Here is an 18487-nt window from a genome sequence, read left to right on the forward strand (position 1 = left end):
CCAAGATTCCTTCAGGTGTCTTGACACCTGCCCCACCACCAAATGAGCATCGAAGCGCTTCGAAAGCGTCCAGCCGATCCATCGCGAGGGGATCCCCACGTGACCGCACACACCCCGCACACGCCGCCCTTCCGCGATCGGCGACTGCCGTTCGCGAAGCGCATCGACGACCTTCTGTCGCGGCTCACGCTCGACGAGAAGACTGGGTTCCTGCACCAGTTCACGCCCGCGGTCGAGCGCCTGGGCATCGCGGCCTTCCGCACCGGCCAGGAGGCGCTGCACGGTGTGGCGTGGATGGGCCCGGCCACCGTCTTCCCGCAGGCGGTGGGCCTCGGCGCGACCTGGAACCCGGACCTCGTACGGCGGATCGGCGAGGCCGTCTCCAAGGAGACCCGTGCCATGCGCGCCCGCGACGACCGCGTCGGCCTCAACGTCTGGTCCCCCACCGTCAACCTGCTGCGCCACCCCCTGTGGGGGCGTGGCGAGGAGGGCTACTCCGAGGACCCGAACCTCACCTCCGCCATCGCCACCGCGTACACCCGCGGCCTGCGCGGCGACCATCCGACGTACTGGCGCACCGCGCCCGTGCTCAAGCACTGGCTGGCGCACAACAACGAGACCAGCCGCGACGTCACGTCCTCCTCGGTCCGCCCGCGTGTCCTGAACGAGTACGACCTGCGTGCCTTCCGCGCGACGGTCGAGGCGGGCGCGACGGCCGGGGTGATGCCGGCGTACAACCTGGTCAACGGCCGCCCCAACCACGTATCGCCGTATCTGCGCGAGCACCTGCGCACCTGGACCGATCAGGACCTGCTGGTCTGCTCGGACGCGGGCGCGCCGTCCAACCTGGTCGACTCCGAGCACTACTTCGACACCCACGAGGAGGCCACGGCCGCGGCCCTGCTGGCCGGCGTCGACAGCTTCACCGACCACGGCACCGACAGCTCGAAGATCACCGCCCGGATCCGCGGCGCCCTGGACCGGGGCCTGCTGACCGAGTCGGACCTCGACGCGGCCGTCCGCCGTCAGCTCTCGGTCCGCTTCCGGCTCGGCGAGTTCGACCCCGAGTACGACCCGTACGCGCTCACCGGGGACTTCGACACCCCGGCCCACCGGGCCCTCGCCCAGGAGGCCGCCGAGCAGGCGGTCGTGCTGCTGAAGAACAGCGCGGGCCTGCTGCCGCTCGCGCCCGACACCCGGCTCGCGGTGGTCGGCCTGCTCGCCGACGAGTGCAAGCTCGACTGGTACAGCGGCACGCTCATCCACCGCTCGACCCCGCTGGAGGGCCTGTACGAGCGGTTCGGCGCGCAGCGCGTGGACTTCGCGGAGGGCGTCGACCGCATCCTGCTGAAGACCTCGGCCGGCGCCTTCCTGCACGTCCCCGAGACGGACGCCGGCGACGAGGTGCGCGGCGCCGAGGGCGCACTGGACCCGGCGCTGCTGGCGGGCCGCACCGACCTGCCCGCGCTGACCGCCGGCCCGGCCGGCACCGAACTGGCCCTGGTGGACTGGGGCGAGGGCGTGCTGACCCTGCGCGGGCCCGACGGGCGTTATCTCTCGGTCGCCGAGGACGGCCGGGTGCGTGCCTCCGCCGACCAGCCGGGCGGCTGGGTCGTCCAGGAGACGTTCCGACTGGAACCGCACGCGAACGGACACCTCCTGAGGCACATCGGCACGGGTCACCACGTCTCAGTCGCCGCCGACGGGGTGCGGGTTGCCGAACACGACCCGGAAGTCTTCGAGCTGATCGTCGTCGAGCGCGGCGAGGACGCGGTGGCCAGGGCCGCCGCGCAGGCCGACGTGGTCCTGGTGGTCGCGGGCAACGACCCGCACATCAACGGCCGCGAGACCGAGGACCGTACGACGCTCGCCCTCCCCGCCCACCAGGAACGCCTGTTGCGCGGCGCCCGCGCCGCCAACCCGAGCACGGTCCTGGCGCTGGTGTCGGCGTACCCGTACGCGGTCGACGTCGCCGCCCTCCCGGCGGTGCTCTGGACCTCCCACGGCGGCCAGGCGGCCGGCACCGCCCTGGCCCGGGTCCTGGCCGGCGACGTCTCCCCCGCCGGCCGCCTCCCGCAGACCTGGTACGCCGCCGACGCCGACCTGCCGGACCTCCTCGACTACGACGTGATCGGCGGCCGCCAGACCTACCTGTACTTCGAGGGGACCCCGCTGTTCCCGTTCGGCCACGGCCTGTCGTACGCCGCCTTCTCCTACGCCGGCCTCGCCACCCGCACGGCGGACGGCTCCCTGCACATCACCTTCGCGGTCACGAACACCGGGGACATGACGGCCGACGAGGTGGCCCAGGTCTACTTCCGTGCCGTGGACCCGACGGTGCCGCGCCCGCGCCGCGAGCTGCTGGCACATGGCAGGGTGCGCCTCGAACCGGGCGAGCGCAGGGAGCTGGCCTTCGAAGTTCCCCTGTCCGCCGTCGACTTCTGGGACGTGGCGCGGGACGGCTGGCGCCGCGAGCCGGGAACGTACGAGGTGCTGGCCGGCGCCTCCAGCGAGGACGTCCGGCTGCGGACGACGGTGGTCCTGGACGGCGAGCCCGCGGCCCCGCGGCCCGTCCTCCGACGGGGCCTGCCCGCGGCCGACTTCGACGAGCAGAGCGGTGTCGCGATCGTCGACCGCACGAAGAGCTCGGGCGACGCGGTGACGGCGGCCGGGGGCGGTTCCGGTGAACTGCTCTACCGGGACTGCGACTTCGGCGACGGCGTCACCGAGGTGACGGTGACCGTGGCGGGCGAGGGCACGGTCGAGGTGTCGCCGGCCGGCGGCCCGGTGCCGGCCGTGCTGACGTCGAAGGCGGCCGGCACCGGGCCGTACGACTACCGGACGCTCACCGCTCGGATCATCGCCGCGGGCGTCCGTGACGTCCGCATCGGACTGCGCGGCCCGCTGCGGCTCGCGCACGTCGGCTTCTCCGGTTGAGGGTCCGGACCAGGCCGGCGCACGGAAGGGGCCCGGCACCGGAAGGCATCGGTGCCGGGCCCTTTTTCATCCCGGGATACGGGACCACTCTACCTGAAAACGATTGTCATAGGCCAGAGTGGTTCGCGGACCTGCTCAGAGCGCGATGCCGGTGAGGACCATCACGCGCTCGTAGGTGTAGTCGTCCATCGCGAACTTCACGCCCTCACGGCCGACACCGGACTGCTTGACACCGCCGTAGGGCATCTGGTCGGCGCGGTAGGACGGGACGTCGCCGACGACGACACCGCCGACCTCCAGCGCCCGGTGGGCACGGAAGGCGGTCTGGAGGTCGTGGGTGAACACACCCGCCTGGAGGCCGTACTTGGAGTCGTTGACGGCGGCGAAGGCGGCGGCCTCCCCGTCGGCCTTCTGGATGCTGAGGACGGGTCCGAAGACCTCCTCGCAGGAGAGCGTGACGTCGGCCGGTACGTCGGTGAGGACGGTCGGCGCGTAGGAGGCACCGTCGCGCTTGCCGCCGGTGAGGAGGGCGGCTCCGGCGGCGACCGCCTCGTCCACCCACGTCTCGACGCGCTTGGCGGCGTCCTCGCTGACCAGCGGGCCGACATCGGTGGCGTCGTCGTTCGGGTCGCCGGTGACCTGGTTCTCGACGGCGGCGACGATGCGCGGCAGCAGCCGGTCGTACACGGAGGCGTCCGCGATCACCCGCTGCACGGAGATGCAGGACTGGCCGCCCTGGTAGTTGGAGAAGGTCGCGATGCGGGTCGCGGCCCAGTCCAGGTCCGCGTCGGAGGCGAAGTCGGCGAGCACGACCGCCGCGCCGTTGCCGCCCAGCTCCAGGGTGCAGTGCTTGCGCGGCACCGAGTCCATGATCGCGTAGCCGACCTTCTCGGAACCGGTGAAGGAGATGACCGGCAGACGCTCGTCCTGGACCAGGGCGGGCATCTTGTCGTTCGGCACCGGCAGGATGCTCCAGGAGCCGGCCGGAAGCTCGGTCTCGGCGAGCAGGTCACCGATGATCAGGCCGGACAGCGGGGTGGCCGGGGCGGGCTTCAGGATGATCGGCGCACCGGCGGCGATGGCCGGGGCGATCTTGTGGGCGCACAGGTTCAGCGGGAAGTTGAACGGCGCGATGCCGAGGACCACGCCCTTGGGGAAGCGCCGGGTGAAGGCGAGCCGCCCCTGGCCGCCGAGGTCGGTGTCGAGCCGCTGGGCCTCGCCGCCGTTGAAGCGCCGGGCCTCCTCGGCCGCGAACCGGAACACGGACACGGCACGGCCGACCTCGCCCCGGGCCCACTTCATGGGCTTGCCGTTCTCGGCGGAGATCAGTCGCGCGATCTCCTCGGTGCGCTCGACGAGGCGCCGGCTGACGTGGTCGAGGGCGGCGGCCCGCACATGCGCCGGCGTCGCGGCGAACTCGTCCCGGACGGCGTACGCGGCGGCCACGGCCCCCTCGATCTGCGCGTCGGTCGGCACGCTGACCCTGCCGACGACCCGCCCGTCCCATGGGGAGGTCACATCGAAGCTGTCCTCGCCGGTGACCTGGCGGCCGGCGAGCCAGAAGGCGTGGGTGGCTGCCACATTTTCCTTTGGCATGTCGATTTCCCGGCCCTTCCGCGTTGGATGTCCTGTGTGTCGTGGTCCACGGTAGGGGCGCGAGCGCGGACCGGTGTTTGTCCGAGCTGTACTGGTGGGGAGCCGGGGTTCGCCGGATTGGCGCACCATGGCTCTCGCCAGCGCGCTACTCCGTCGACGTCGCCTTCAGCGCCAGCCAGAGCTCCATCCGTACGTCCGCGTCGTCCAGCGAGCGGCCGAGGATCTCCTCCACCCGCCGCATCCGGTACCGCAGCGTGTGCCGGTGCACTCCCAGGTCCGCGGCCGCCGCGTCCCACTGGCCGTGCCGGGACAGCCACGCCCGCAGGGAGGCCACCAGGTCGCCGCGGCCCGTCGCGTCGTGCTCGTGCAGCGCCCGCAGCAGACCGTCGGCGAAGGCCTTCACCGCGTCGTCCGCGAGCAGCGGCAGCACGGATCCCGCGGCCAGCTGCTCGTGCTCCACGAACACCCGCCCGCGCCGCCGGGCCACCGACAGTGCCTGCTCGGCCTGCTTGTAGGCCGCCGCCGCGGCGATGGGTCCGGCCGGCGCGGACAGGCCGACGACCAGCTCGTCGTCGATGACCCCGGGCTGCTCCGACACGGTTCCCACGCGCGTCGCCTCCAGCGCCGCCGCGTACTCCGCGCTCGCCGAGACCGCCGCACCGCCGTCCGCCGCGAGCACCACCAGCCGCGCGGTCTCGCCCTCCCCCTCCGGAACCACCAGCACCGCCTCCCCGGCGCGAGCCGCCGCGGACTCGACGACCTCGGTGAGCCCGCCCAGCGGATCGCCGTTCGCCTCGCCGGCCGCGACCAGCACCGCGGCGGACGCCTTGGTCAGCGGCACCCGCGACCCGGAGTCCACGACCCGCGCCGCCGACACCGACGCCGACTCGGCGACGATCATCCGGAAGGGCGCGTCCAGCAGTCCGCCGTACAGTCCCCCGGCCACGGCCCGGGCGTGGTCCGGCTGTCCGGCGAGCAGCATGCGCAGCACGGCCGCCCCGATCCGCTGCTCGGCGGCCTGCAGGGAACGGGAACGCTCGGTCGTCAGGGTCAGCAGGGCGATGGCGGAGTGCACGGCGTAGCGCTCCGCGGTGCCGAGTGCGGTCGCCGTTCCGACGGCCAGGGCCGCCCGGGGGCGCCGGCCGGTGCCCAGGCTGTGCAGTTCGACCCGGTCCTCGTTCTCCGGTCCCCCCACCACGGACGACGCCGGCGCGGGCCGCTCGCGCAGCCGCTCGACGTCCGCCGTGAGCCGTGCCGCCCGCCGCCCGGCCCACTCGGGCGCCGTCGCGACGACGGCACCGGAGGCGTCGTACAGCGCGGCCCAGCCGTCCACCTGCGAGGCCAGCGCGGTCAGCAGCCCTTCGGGCCCGTCGGTCAGGGCGTGCCTGGTCAGCTCCCGCTGGGCCGCGAAGCCCGCCGTCACCGCACGGTACTGGTCCGCCGCGATCGCCGCGGAGACCGCTTTGCTGATGGCGAGGAAGGGCGTGCGGCGCGGCACCTCCAGCAGCGGAAGGTCCTCCGCCGCCGCGGCCTCGACCAGGGCCTGGGGGATGTCTTCATAGTTGACGCCGACCGCGAAGCCGAGCCCGACCACACCCGCGCCCACCAGGCGCCGCACATAGCGCCGCATCGACTCGGGGTTCTCGGCGTCCAGCTTCAGCGCGGTGATCAGCAGCAGCTCCCCGCCCTCCATATAGGGCACCGGGTCGGTGAGCTCGCTGGCATGCGCCCAGCGCACGGGCACGTCCAGGCGGTCCTCGCCCGCACGCACGGTCAGCTTCAGCGCGGAGTGGTGGACGAGCGAGGAGAGCGTGGGGGGCATGCGGCCTTCAAGTCGGTGTGATCTCGGTGATCGTCGGTGTGATCTCAGTGATCATCGGCGGGCTCTGTGCGATCCCTGTGATCTTTTGGCCGCCGTGTATGAACGACCTGTGTCGATTCTGCCTCACCGTACGGTCCCCGCGTGGCCTCGTGCCCGGATACCCAGGTCAGCCCCGCAGATCCACCAGCAGCGGCGGCGCGTGCTCGCCCTGAACGCTGGTGAGCGAGAGCACGGCATGCCCCGGCGGCACCCCGTGCGCCAGCTCGGACGCCGACCACCGCTCCCGCTCGACCTGCCGCACGGTGACCGCCTCGGTGGTGACCGCCTTACCGGTCAGCCGCTTACGCAGGGCGTGCATGACCCGGGTCATCGGCTGGTCCGCGAAGACAGTGTGCCGGGCGACATCCTTGGTCTCGACCCACTCCGTGCCCCATGCCTCAGCGAACCGGCTGCCGTCCCAGGTCGTCACTCCTGCCAGGGCCATCCGGCAGCCGACCGCCCCGTACAACGGCCCGTGCAGGGACTCCGGCACGTCCGAAACCGTGCGCAGCGCGAGTACGACACCGGCGTTCTGCGACCGCAGCCGCTGAATCCGCCGTACCGAACCGGGGGTGACGGTTCCGGTGGCATCGTCCAGGATCAGGCTCACGAAGTGCTCGCGTGAGCCGTCGCGCGCAACAGCCGCGAACTGTGCCAGTACCAATCGGGCGATCAGGCGGGAGGCCTCTTCGTGCCCGTGCTCGGGCAGGTCGATCCGGACGCGCAGCGGGTGGTGGGCGACGGCACGCAGTGAGAACGGGCGGATGGTCTCGCCGCCCGAGCCGAAGAACTCCGCGAACGCGGGCCGATCGAGCAGCGCGAGCCGGTCGGCCAGCGCCGGACCAGGGTCACCGGAGGTGCCGGCCTGCCGTGCACGGGCCTCCAGTTCCCGGCGCATCGCCGTGTACCGGTCGTCGGCGAGACGTCGGCGCAGGTCGGAGAGGTGGGCAGGGTTTCCCTCCAGCAGCTCCCGCAGGACGGGCAGGGCCGGGAAGTGCCCATGCACGGCACGGTAGGGGCCCAGGAGCTGGGCGAGAGCGGTGCCCGCACGCTCGGCGCCGACGGTGTCGAGGTCGCCGGCGAGGGCCTCGGCGAGGAATCCGGCCGCCTCGTCGGGGTCGTCGGAGTCCGCGTACGGGTCGAGGTCGTGCACGGAGGCGGGGTCACCGACGCTCACCACGACGTCGTACGACGAGTCCGCCCCGACCGGTGTGCCGGCGCTGGACACCACCACCACCGCGCAGCTGCCGGTGAGAGCCTGGAGCGCGAGTGACTCGACGACTGGGGCGATCACGTGCCGGGTCTTCCCTGCGCCCGACGGCCCGACCACAAGCATCGAGGTGCCCAGTGTCTCGCGCCCGAGGGCCGCGCCGACACCGCCGTAGGCCAGCGGCGCGCGCTCGGTGGCCACCCACTGTCCGATGCGCACCTGTCCGGTCAGCAGGTCGTGCCGGGCGGCGCGGCCGTGCAGGTTCCGGGCGCCCGAGGGATGGGTGAACGCCGCAGCGCCCTGGCGCAGCACCGTGTCCGTGAAGCCAGGGAGCCGACCCTGGCGTCGGGCACGGATCCAGCCGTGTTCGACACGGGCACAGTCCACGTCGTTCATCCGCCCGGCGAGCACCTCCGTGGTGAGGACGTCGGCAGCCTGGTGCTGCCCGGCCTCCCGCAGCTCGGGCCAGCGGGCACGGGACCGGTCGTCGGCCGACGACGCGTCTCCCTCAGGGTCGGCGCGGCGACGGGCGGCGAGCCGACCACGCGTCAGCGACCACCAGCCCCCGAGCCTGGCGAAGGGCCAGAGGACGGCCAAGGTGATGAGGGCGTTGAGCACGCCCGGCACCAACGGCGACCTGTAGATCTCGTAACTGCCATTGATCAGCGCGATCAGCGAGCGCAGTGGATCCGCGATCGGCAGGGCGTCCCAGCCGATTCCAGGGAAGGCGTTCGGGAACACGAAGCTCAAGGTGACCAGGGCGCCGAGGGCGGCGAGCAGAGCGCGGGCAGGCTGGGGCCTGCGGCCCACCACGTGACGGACGACGGCCGGCCAGTCACCCAGCCGGCCCACGGCGTAGACGAGCAGGGCGAAGAAGAAGGCGTTGTAGACCTGCACCGCCTCCACGCCCGGGCGCTGGATCGCCTGGTCCTTCAGCAGCTTGGGCGAGGCGATCGTGCCGCCGTACCACCAGTCGTCCGGGGTGAACAGCCGCAGGACCGTGTACTGGTACGGGATCACACCCCGCTGCCAGAAGGACCAGACCAGGAGCGCCACGGCGAGCGGGATCAACATGCCGAAGACGGTCACAGGAGCAAGCCGCTCCGCGTCCGGCCCCGCCTTCGGCATGCGGTAGCCGAAGCGCCAGATGCCGGTCCGGGCCTCGGGCCGGGCTTCGTCGAGCCAGGCAACGACTGCCTCACCCTGGCCGTTCTCCTGCCGTGACGGCATCGCCGGTTCCCGCGTCGGCCGCGGCGGCACCGCCGGGGCCTCCGGTGGCGTCGCCGGACGCGGCACAGGCGTCGCGTGTGTGCCCCGCGCGTCCTGCGTCCCGTCGCTGTCCATCGCCCTTGCCCCCTGACCAGCCGTTCCATCCGTGCCATCCACCATCAGCGAGTCAATCTAACGCCCACTCCTGGGGAGTTCACCGCTTACACGGCCGACGGAGCGGACCGAGATGATCAGGATCTCGTCGTGGCCGGTGCCGGGCCCCGCGTCGCTATGTCCACCACGGACAACCGACGTCGCCGACAACGCCCACATGGAGCATGCCCACCCCCCACTCCCCGCCCTAGCCTGCGAGAAAAGAACAAGACAAGCGTCAGCAAAACCCCCAGGAGCCCCTCATGAGCGCAGTTCCGCAGGAGCGCCGCGTCGTCACCGCCATCCCCGGTCCGAAGTCGCAGGAGTTGCAGGCCCGCCGTACCGCCGCGGTCGCGCAGGGCGTGGGCTCCGTGCTGCCCGTCTTCACCGCGCGTGCGGGCGGCGGCATCCTCGAGGACGTCGACGGCAACCGGCTCATCGACTTCGGTTCCGGCATCGCGGTGACCAGCGTCGGCGCCTCCGCCGAGGCCGTCGTACGCCGCGCGTCCGCCCAGCTCGCGGACTTCACCCACACCTGTTTCATGGTCACGCCGTACGAGGGGTACGTCGAGGTCGCCGAGGCCCTGGCCGAGCTGACGCCCGGTGACCACGCCAAGAAGTCCGCGCTGTTCAACTCGGGCGCCGAGGCCGTCGAGAACGCCGTCAAGATCGCGCGCGCCTACACCAAGCGGCAGGCCGTCGTCGTGTTCGACCACGGCTACCACGGTCGTACGAACCTGACGATGGCGCTGACCGCGAAGAACATGCCGTACAAGCACGGCTTCGGTCCGTTCGCGCCCGAGGTCTACCGCGTCCCGGTCGCCTACGGCTACCGCTGGCCGACCGGTGCCGAGAACGCCGGACCCGAGGCCGCCGCGCAGGCCATCGACCAGATCACCAAGCAGGTCGGCCCGGACAATGTCGCCGCGATCATCATCGAGCCGGTGCTCGGCGAGGGCGGCTTCATCGAGCCGGCCAAGGGCTTCCTGCCCGCGATCCGCCAGTTCGCCGCCGACAACGGCATCGTCTTCGTCGCCGACGAGATCCAGTCCGGCTTCTGCCGCACCGGCCAGTGGTTCGCCTGCGAGGACGAGGGCATCGTCCCGGACCTGATCACCACCGCCAAGGGCATCGCCGGCGGCCTGCCGCTGGCCGCCGTGACCGGCCGCGCGGAGATCATGGACGCCGCGCACGCCGGTGGCCTCGGTGGCACGTACGGCGGCAACCCCGTCGCCTGCGCCGGCGCGCTCGGCTCCATCGAGACGATGAAGGAGCTGGACCTCAACGCCAGGGCGAAGAACATCGAGGCGATCATGAAGGCCCGCCTGGGCGCCATGGCCGAGAAGTTCGACATCGTCGGCGACGTCCGCGGCCGGGGCGCCATGATGGCCATCGAGCTGGTCAAGGACCGCGCCACCAAGGAGCCGAACCCGGAGGCGACCGCCGCGCTCGCCAAGGCCTGCCACGCCGAGGGCCTGCTGGTCCTGACCTGTGGCACCTACGGCAACGTGCTGCGCTTCCTGCCGCCGCTGGTCATCGGCGAGGACCTGCTGAACGAGGGTCTCGACATCATCGAGCAGGCCTTCGCCCGCATCTGAGGTCACAGCGAAACCACTGGTGGGACCTGGGGTTCCCGCCCCGGGAACCCCATGCGCCCCAGCCCTGACGACTCCGCGGATTCCGGGGCCCGGGCCGCGTTAGTCAGAGCGTGTGAAGAAGGTGTGCGAGGTGGATGTCAGGACGCGATTGCGTCTGTCTAACGCCTTCGCCCTGCCGTAGGTTCTAACCAGATGAGAGATACACCCCGTCCAGAGGGGACTCTGGGCGACATCAGGCCGCGGCCTCCCCAGCTTCGACCTGGTCGTGCCCTCGCGCACACACCCGGAGCTTCCGGCTCCGGATCTCCTCACCGATCGGACAGTCGCCCGCCCCAAACCCCCCGGGGCGCGCGACCATCCGGTCCGGACGGCCGCCTCGGAACCACCCCCCCTGTTCCGGGGCGGCCGACCTCCCTCTTTCTCCTTCTCGGGCTTCCGGCCCTCCTCTTCGCGCTCATCACCTGGCAGGTGACGGCCGACGGCCCGTTGGTCGGCCTCGACGAGGCGGCCAGCCGCGCCCTGATCCACCCCGACCGCCTCTCCGAACTCCTCGCGGACCTCGGCAATGTGCCGGTCGCGGTGCCGGTTCTCGCGGTCGTCCTGGTGTACGTCAGCCGGCGACATCGCCGCACCGGTACAGACCACTGGTGGCGGCCGGCCGTCGCCGCGGCCGTGCCGATGGCTCTCGTCCCGGCTCTGGTCGTCCCGCTCAAGCTGCTGACCGACCGCCCGGGCACCCCGGCCGTGCCGCCCGCCACCGGCTACTTCCCCTCGGGCCACACGGCCACGGCAGTCGTCGCCTACGGTGCCGCGGCCCTGCTCCTCCTCCCCTGGCTGCGCTCCGCACTCGCCCGCCGCGCCGTCCTCGCCCTCTGCGCCGCCCTCAACCTGGGCGTCGCCCTCGGGCTGGTCCGGCGCGGCTATCACTGGCCGCTGGACGTGGTGGCCAGTTGGTGCCTCGGTACGGTGCTCATGACGCTGCTGTGGCAGTTCCTCGCCCGCGGCGGCCGCTCTCAGCCGAAGTAGCCGTCGAACGTCCGCTGGAACTCCCAGTTCGAGTAGCGGTCCCAGTTGATCGACCACGTCATCAGGCCGCGCAGCGCCGGCCAGGTGCCGTGGGTCGTGTAGGAACCGCAGTCGGTCTTCTCGGTGAGGCAGTCGAGGGTCTTGGTGACCTCCGCCGGGGGGACATGGCCGTTGCCCGCGTTGGTCGACGCCGGCATGCCGATGGCGACCTGGTCGGGGCGCAGCGGCGGAAAGACGTTGTTCGCGTTGCCGGCGACCGGGAAGCCGGTCAGCAGCATGTCGGTCATCGCGATGTGGAAGTCGGCGCCGCCCATGGAGTGGTACTGGTTGCCCAGGCCCATGATCGGGCCCGAGTTGTAGTCCTGGACGTGCAGCAGCGTCAGGTCGTCGCGCAGGGCGTGGATGACCGGCAGGTACGCCCCCGCTCTCGGGTCCTGGCCGCCCCACTGGCCGGTGCCGTAGTACTGGTAGCCGAGCTGGACGAAGAAGGTCTCCGGGGCCATCGTCAGCACGAAGTCGTCGCCGTACCTGGCCTTCAGGGTCTTCAGCGCCGCGATGAGGTTGACGATCACCGGGGTCTTCGGGTTCTTGAAGTCGGTGTCGTCGGCGTTCAGGGACAGCGAGTGACCCTCGAAGTCGATGTCCAGGCCGTCGAGGCCGTACTCGTCGATGATCTTCGATACCGACGTGACGAAGGTGTCCCGCGCGGCCGTGGTGGTCAGCTGCACCTGGCCGTTCTGGCCGCCGATCGAGATCAGCACCTTCTTGCCGGCCGCCTGCTTGGCCTTGATCGCCGCCTTGAAGTCCGCGTCGGACTCGACGTCGGGGCACTCCGCCACGGGGCAGCGGTCGAAGCGGATGTCGCCCGAGGTGACCGAGGTCGGTTCACCGAAGGCCAGGTCGATGACGTCCCAGCTGTCGGGGACGTCGGCCATGCGCGTGTAGCCGGAGCCGTTGGCGAAGCTCGCGTGGAGGTAGCCGACCAGGGCGTGGGCCGGGAGGTCGGTGCCCGGTCCGTCCGGTGCGGCGGTGGTCGTGGCGGTCACCGTGGCCGACTTCGCCGACTCGCCCGCGTCGTTCACCGCGGCGACCTGGAAGCTGTACGCGGTGGACGGCGTGAGACCGCCGACGGTCGCCGAAGTGCCGGTGGCGGTCTGGACCTTGGCGCCGTTGCGGTAGACCGCGTAGCTCGTCGCGCCGGCCACCGGTGACCAGGACAGGGCGATGCTGGTCGCGGCGATGGTGCCCGTCTGCAGGCCGGTCGGTGCCGCGGGCGGCTGGCCGGCGTCCACGCCGGGGCCGACCAGGGAGATGTCGTCGGCCTGGTAGGCGCCGGTGCCGTACCAGCCGTGGGTGTAGAGGGTGACCCGGGTGGTGGAGGGGCCCGTGCGGAAGGTCGTCGACAGCAGCTGCCAGGAGGGGGCCGACTGGGTCCAGGTGGAGACGTCGGTGGTGCCGGTGCCGCTCGCGCCGAGGTAGACGTAGGCGCCGCGGACGTATCCGGACAGCGTGTACTGGGAGTCGGGTTTCACGGTCACCGTCTGCGCGCATCGGGCGTTGTCGGCGCCGGCCGGGGTGGCCTGGAGCGCCGAGGCGCCGCTGTGGACAGGGGAGTTGACGGTCGTACCGGCCGTGCAGGTCCAGCCGTCCAGGCCGGACTCGAAGCCGCCGTTGCGGGCGAGGTCGGCGTCGGCCGCACGGGCGGCCGACGAGAGCGCGGTGAGGCCGGGCAGGATCAGTGCCGCGGCGGTGAGGAAGGCGAGGGATCTGGAGCGGTCCACAAGTGCCTCCGGGCATGGGGGATTTGGAGACTGGGGTCGCCCACAATTTGGTCCAGACCAATCCGCCTTGTCAAGATACCGAGCGGCTCGGTAACACCCCCAAGGCGCGCAGGGCTGTATCTACGTGCGGCTCCGCCGCGTGGGCGCGACCAGCCACAACGCACCCGCAGCCGACACACAGCCCAGCGCGGCTCCCCTAGCCGTCGGCCAGGCCGGCGGCAGCCTCGTGCATCGCCAGTTCGAGAAGCGCCGGGTCCGTGAGGGTCCCGGTGCCGTCCGGCTCGACCAGCCAGCGCACCCCACCGGTGGCGCGCCCCGGGTACGGCACGACGATCCAGGTGCCGGCCCCGGCCGTGCGGATGCCGGTGCCGAGCCAGCGCGCGGCCGTGCCGGGCGGCACGAAGAACCCCATCCGGGAGTCGCCGAAGTCGACCAGGACCGGCCCGAGCCGGTCGATGATGCGAGTGAGGACGTCGAGCGTGGGATAGCCGAGCTCACCCGGCAGGATGAGCACGTCCCAGGCCCTGCCGGCGGGCAGGAGTGCCACCCCGAGGGGATGGCGCTCCCACTCCCAGCGGCAGGCCTCGGGATTCGGAGCCACGGACGCCAGCCACTCGACCGCCGTTTTCGCCCCTGTCATGACGGTGACCTCCCTCTCTGTCGTGGACGCCGATCGCGTCACGAGGGAGAGGGAGGTCACCGGCCGGCATTACGCGAGTTCTCGCGACCGGTTCAAAGAATGATCCGGGTCACTTCACTCACGGCTCATCAGCTGTCGAAGCCCAGGCCCAGCCTGTCCATCGCCTTCAGCCACAGATTCCGCCGCCCGCCGTGCGCGTCCGCGCGGGCCAGCGACCACTTGGTGAGCGCGATACCGGTCCAGGCGAAGGGCTCGGGCGGGAACGGCAGCGGCTTCTTGCGGACCATCTCCAGCTCGGTGCGCTCCGTGCGCTGCCCCGCCAGCAGGTCCAGCATCACGTCCGCGCCGAACCGGGTCGCGCCGACGCCGAGCCCGGTGAAGCCCGCCGCGTAGGCGACCTTGCCCTGATGGGCCGTGCCGAAGAACGCCGAGAAGCGCGAGCAGGTGTCGATGGCGCCGCCCCACGCATGCGTGAAGCGCATGCCCTCCAGCTGCGGGAAGCAGGTGAAGAAGTGCCCGGCGAGCTTGGCGTACGTCTCCGGGCGGTCGTCGTACTCCGCGCGCACCCGGCCGCCGTACGGGTAGATCGCGTCGTAACCGCCCCACAGGATGCGGTTGTCGGCGGAGAGGCGGAAGTAGTGGAACTGGTTCGCCGAGTCGCCGAGGCCCTGGCGGTTCTTCCAGCCGATCGACGCGAGCTGGTCCTCGGTGAGCGGCTCGGTCATCAGGGCGTAGTCGTAGACCGGGACGGTGTAGGCGCGCACCCGCTTGACCAGGCTCGGGAAGATGTTCGTGCCGAGCGCGACCTGGCGGGCGCGGATCCGGCCGTACGGGGTGGTGACGGCCATGCCGGCGCCGTACGGCTTCAGGGTGAGGGCGGGCGTGTGCTCGTGGACACGGACGCCGAGGTCCATGCACGCCCGCTTCAGGCCCCAGGCCAGCTTGGCCGGGTTGACCATGGCGACGCCCCGGCGGTCGTACAGGCCGGCCTGGAAGGTCGGTGAGTCGACCTGTGCCCGCACCTCGTCGGTGTCGAGGAAGTCGATGCCCTCGGCGAGGCCCTTGTCCCGCAACTCCTCGTGCCAGTCGCGCAGTTCCTGCGCCTGGTACGTCTCGGTGGCCACGTCGATCTCGCCGGTGCGTTCGAACTCGCAGTCCAGGGAGTAGCGGGCGACCGCGCTCTCGATCTCGTCGAGGTTGCGGGCGCCCAGCTCCTGAAGCTTGTGGATCTCGTCCGGCCAGCGGGTCAGCCCGTTGGGCAGCCCGTGAGTGAGGGACGCGGCGCAGAAGCCGCCGTTGCGGCCGGAGGCGGCCCAGCCCACCTCGCGGCCCTCGACCAGGACGACCTCCCGCTGCGGGTCGCGCTCCTTGGCGATGAGCGCGGTCCACAGTCCGCTGTAGCCGCCGCCGACGACCAGCAGGTCACAGGTCTCGGCGGTGGTGAGGGCGGGCTCGGGGCGGGGGCGGCCGGGGTCGTCCAGCCAGTACGGGACCGGCTGGGCTTCGGAGAGTGCTTTCGTCCAGTGATGGCCAGAACTCATGGCGCTTGGGGCCATGATTTCAACTCCCTACAGAGGCTTATGCCTTTTGCTTCTTACGGCGGTTTCCGATGGCCATGGAGGCCAGGACGAACAGTACGGCGACGATGAACATGGCCGTACCGATGACATTGATCTGAACGGGCGTTCCGCGCTGGGCCGAGCCCCAGACGAACATCGGGAAGGTGACGGTGGAGCCCGCGTTGAAATTGGTGATGATGAAATCGTCGAAGGAGAGCGCGAAGGCGAGCAGCGCGCCCGCCGCGATGCCGGGGGCGGCGATCGGCAGGGTGACCCTGACGAACGTCTGGACCGGTCCGGCGTACAGGTCCTGGGCGGCCTGCTCCAGCCTCGGGTCCATCGACATCACGCGCGCCTTGACGGCGGTGACGACGAAGCTCAGGCAGAACATGATGTGCGCGATGAGGATCGTCCAGAAGCCGAGCTGAGCGCCCAGGTTGAGGAACAGGGTGAGCAGCGAGGCGGCCATGACGACCTCGGGCATCGCCATCGGCAGGAAGATCAGCGAGTTCACGGCGCCGCGTGCGCGGAAGCGGTAGCGGACCAGCGCGAAGGCAATCAGGGTGCCCAGCAGGGTGGCGCCGATGGTCGCCCAGAACGCGATCTGGAGGCTGACCGACAGCGAGCCGCACAGGTCGGAGACTCCGCACGGGTCCTGCCAGGCGGCCGTGGAGAACTCCTGCCACTGGTAATTGAAACGCCCCTTCGGCTGGTTGAAGGAGAAGATCGTCACAATGACGTTGGGCAGCAGGAGATAAGCAAGCGTCAGCAGTCCCGCGATGACGACGAGATTGCGCTTGAACCAGTTGACGACGGTCATTTAAACCAGATCCTCCGTGCCGGACCTGCGGATGTAGAGCGTCACCATGACGAGGATGGCGGCCATGAGGATGAAGGACAGCGCAGCGGCCGTCGGATAGTCCAGGATCCGCAGGAACTGCGTCTGGATGACGTTGCCGACCATGCGGGTGTCGGTGGAGCCCAGCAGGTCCGCGTTGACGTAGTCACCGGCCGCCGGGATGAAGGTCAGCAGCGTGCCGGAGACGACGCCCGGCATCGACAGCGGGAAGGTGACCCGGCGGAAGGTGGTGACCGGTTTGGCGTACAGGTCGCCGGCGGCCTCGTGCAGCCGTGGGTCGATGCGCTCCAGCGAGGTGTAGAGCGGCAGGACCATGAACGGCAGGAAGTTGTACGTCAGACCGCACACCACCGCGAGCGGCGTGGCCAGCACGCGGTCGCCCTCCGTCATGCCGAGCCAGCTGGTGACGTCCAGGACGTGCAGCGTGTTGAGGGCGCCGACGACCGGGCCGCCGTCCGCGAGGATCGTCTTCCAGGCGAGGGTGCGGATCAGGAAGCTGGTGAAGAACGGCGCGATCACCAGGATCATGATCAGGTTCCGCCAGCGGCCCGCGCGGAAGGCGATGAGGTACGCCAGCGGGTAGCCGAGGAGCAGACACAGGATCGTCGCCGAGCCGGCGTAGAGCACCGAGCGCAGGAACTGCGGGTAGTACTCGGACAGGGCGTCCCAGTAGGTCGCGAAGTGCCAGGTGACCTTGTAGCCCTCCTCCAGGGAGCCCGTCTGCACGGACGTGGAGGCCTGGTAGATCATCGGCATCGCGAAGAAGATCAGCAGCCACAGGATGCCGGGGAGCAGGAGCCAGTACGGCGTCCAGCGCCCCCTCTTGCGCGGTGGCTTCGGCTCCTCGGGAGCCGGCGCCAGGGGTGGCGCCTCGGTGACTGTCGCCATCAGACCCCCGCCTCTTCCTGGATGCCGGCGGAGCCCGTTGTCCCGGCAAGCAGGGACTGGGCGGCGTCGAGGCCGAAGGTGTGCGCCGGGTTCCAGTGCAGGACGACCTCGGCGCCGGGCACGAGCCGGGTGTCGCGGTCGATGTTCTGGGCGTAGACCTCGAACTCGGGGCAGACGGGGCTGTCGACGACGTACTGCGTGGAGACGCCGATGAACGAGGAGTCGGCGATCCTGCCCGTTATGCGGTTGCGGCCCTCGGGTATCTCGCCCGCGTCCTCGGCGGGGACGAGGGAGATCTTCTCCGGGCGTACGCCGGCCAGCACCTTGCCACCCGTCGTCGTGGGCGCGGAACATCGCGCCTCGGGCAGGACCAGCTTGCCGCCGCCCGCCTTCAGCACGATGTCCTCGCCGCTCCTGGAGTCGACCTCGGCCTCGATGAAGTTGGAGCTGCCGAGGAAGTTGGCGACGAAGGTCGTGCGCGGGTTCTCGTAGAGGTCGGTCGGGGAGCCGAGCTGCTCGACGCGGCCCGCGTTCATCACGGCGACCGTGTCGGCCATCGTCATGGCCTCCTCCTGGTCGTGCGTGACATGGACGAAGGTGATGCCGACCTCGGTCTGGATGCGCTTGAGCTCCAGCTGCATCTGGCGGCGCAGCTTCAGGTCGAGGGCGCCGAGGGGCTCGTCGAGGAGGAGCACCTTGGGGTGGTTGATCAGGGCCCGGGCGACGGCGACGCGCTGCTGCTGGCCGCCGGAGAGCTGGTGCGGCTTCTTGCGCGCCTGCTCGCCCAGCTGGACCAGCTCCAGCATGTCCTCGACCTGCTTCTTCACGCTCTTGATGCCGCGTCGGCGCAGGCCGAAGGCGACGTTCTCGAAGATGTCGAGGTGCGGGAAGAGGGCGTAGGACTGGAAGACCGTGTTCACGGGCCGCTTGTACGGCGGGAGCGCGGTCACGTCCTGGTCGCCGAGATGGACGGTGCCGCCGCTGGGCTCCTCCAGGCCGGCGATCATGCGCAGGGTGGTGGTCTTGCCGCAGCCGGAGGCGCCGAGCAGGGCGAAGAAGGAGCCCTGGGGCACGGTGAGGTCGAGCGGGTGCACGGCGGTGAAGGAGCCGTAGGTCTTGTTGATGCCGGAGAGGCGGACGTCGCCGCTGGTGTCGTTGGTCATGGTGTGG

At 71.0% G+C, this 18487-nt stretch carries 12 protein-coding genes; 3 read left to right on the plus strand and 9 right to left on the minus strand.

Annotated features, from left to right (window positions below; genetic code table 11):
- Positions 1 to 99 precede the first annotated feature (99 nt).
- A complete protein-coding gene (locus AC3ETA_RS40760; RefSeq protein ID WP_432197948.1) occupies positions 100 to 2937 on the plus strand; it encodes a glycoside hydrolase family 3 C-terminal domain-containing protein in 2838 nt (945 codons plus the stop codon).
- A gap of 135 nt (positions 2938 to 3072) precedes the next feature.
- On the opposite strand, the gene AC3ETA_RS40765 is transcribed toward AC3ETA_RS40760, so the two are convergent.
- The 3 genes from AC3ETA_RS40765 to AC3ETA_RS40775 form a co-directional block, all read right to left on the minus strand.
- A complete protein-coding gene (locus AC3ETA_RS40765) occupies positions 3073 to 4518 on the minus strand; it encodes an aldehyde dehydrogenase family protein (protein ID WP_432197949.1) in 1446 nt (481 codons plus the stop codon).
- Positions 4519 to 4678: 160 nt separating this feature from the next.
- Positions 4679 to 6355: a PucR family transcriptional regulator gene (locus AC3ETA_RS40770; protein WP_432197950.1), complete on the minus strand. Its 1677-nt coding sequence runs from the start codon at positions 6353 to 6355 to the stop codon at positions 4679 to 4681.
- Positions 6356 to 6521: 166 nt separating this feature from the next.
- Positions 6522 to 8948 carry a type IV secretory system conjugative DNA transfer family protein gene (locus tag AC3ETA_RS40775; RefSeq protein ID WP_432197951.1) on the minus strand — a complete coding sequence of 809 codons (2427 nt, stop codon included), beginning with the start codon at positions 8946 to 8948 and terminating at the stop codon, positions 6522 to 6524.
- Between the two features lie 281 nt (positions 8949 to 9229).
- Between AC3ETA_RS40775 and gabT the strand changes: the two genes are divergently transcribed.
- Positions 9230 to 10564, plus strand: coding sequence for a 4-aminobutyrate--2-oxoglutarate transaminase (gene gabT, locus AC3ETA_RS40780; protein WP_432197952.1), 1335 nt, complete (start codon positions 9230 to 9232; stop codon positions 10562 to 10564).
- A gap of 468 nt (positions 10565 to 11032) precedes the next feature.
- Entirely contained in the window at positions 11033 to 11590 is a 558-nt protein-coding gene (locus AC3ETA_RS40785; protein ID WP_432197953.1) for a phosphatase PAP2 family protein, read from the plus strand.
- Here the strand turns inward: AC3ETA_RS40785 and AC3ETA_RS40790 are convergent.
- The 6 genes from AC3ETA_RS40790 to AC3ETA_RS40815 form a co-directional block, all read right to left on the minus strand.
- Entirely contained in the window at positions 11578 to 13371 is a 1794-nt protein-coding gene (locus AC3ETA_RS40790) for a chitinase (protein ID WP_432197954.1), read from the minus strand. The genes AC3ETA_RS40785 and AC3ETA_RS40790 overlap by 13 nt on opposite strands.
- A gap of 196 nt (positions 13372 to 13567) precedes the next feature.
- A complete protein-coding gene (locus AC3ETA_RS40795; protein ID WP_432197955.1) occupies positions 13568 to 14011 on the minus strand; it encodes a hypothetical protein in 444 nt (147 codons plus the stop codon).
- Between the two features lie 128 nt (positions 14012 to 14139).
- A complete protein-coding gene (locus AC3ETA_RS40800; protein ID WP_432197956.1) occupies positions 14140 to 15567 on the minus strand; it encodes an NAD(P)/FAD-dependent oxidoreductase in 1428 nt (475 codons plus the stop codon).
- A gap of 22 nt (positions 15568 to 15589) precedes the next feature.
- A complete protein-coding gene (locus tag AC3ETA_RS40805; RefSeq protein ID WP_432197957.1) occupies positions 15590 to 16390 on the minus strand; it encodes an ABC transporter permease in 801 nt (266 codons plus the stop codon).
- Complete coding sequence (locus AC3ETA_RS40810) at positions 16391 to 17317, minus strand: ABC transporter permease (RefSeq protein ID WP_432197958.1); 927 nt, start codon at positions 17315 to 17317, stop codon at positions 16391 to 16393.
- The gene (locus AC3ETA_RS40815) at positions 17317 to 18480 is read right to left on the minus strand and encodes an ABC transporter ATP-binding protein (protein ID WP_432197959.1); all 1164 of its coding nucleotides are present in this window, start codon (positions 18478 to 18480) and stop codon (positions 17317 to 17319) included. The genes AC3ETA_RS40810 and AC3ETA_RS40815 overlap by 1 nt, the downstream gene beginning before the upstream one ends.
- Positions 18481 to 18487 lie beyond the last annotated feature (7 nt).

The sequence above is a fragment of the Streptomyces sp. bgisy027 genome, from assembly GCF_057710365.1.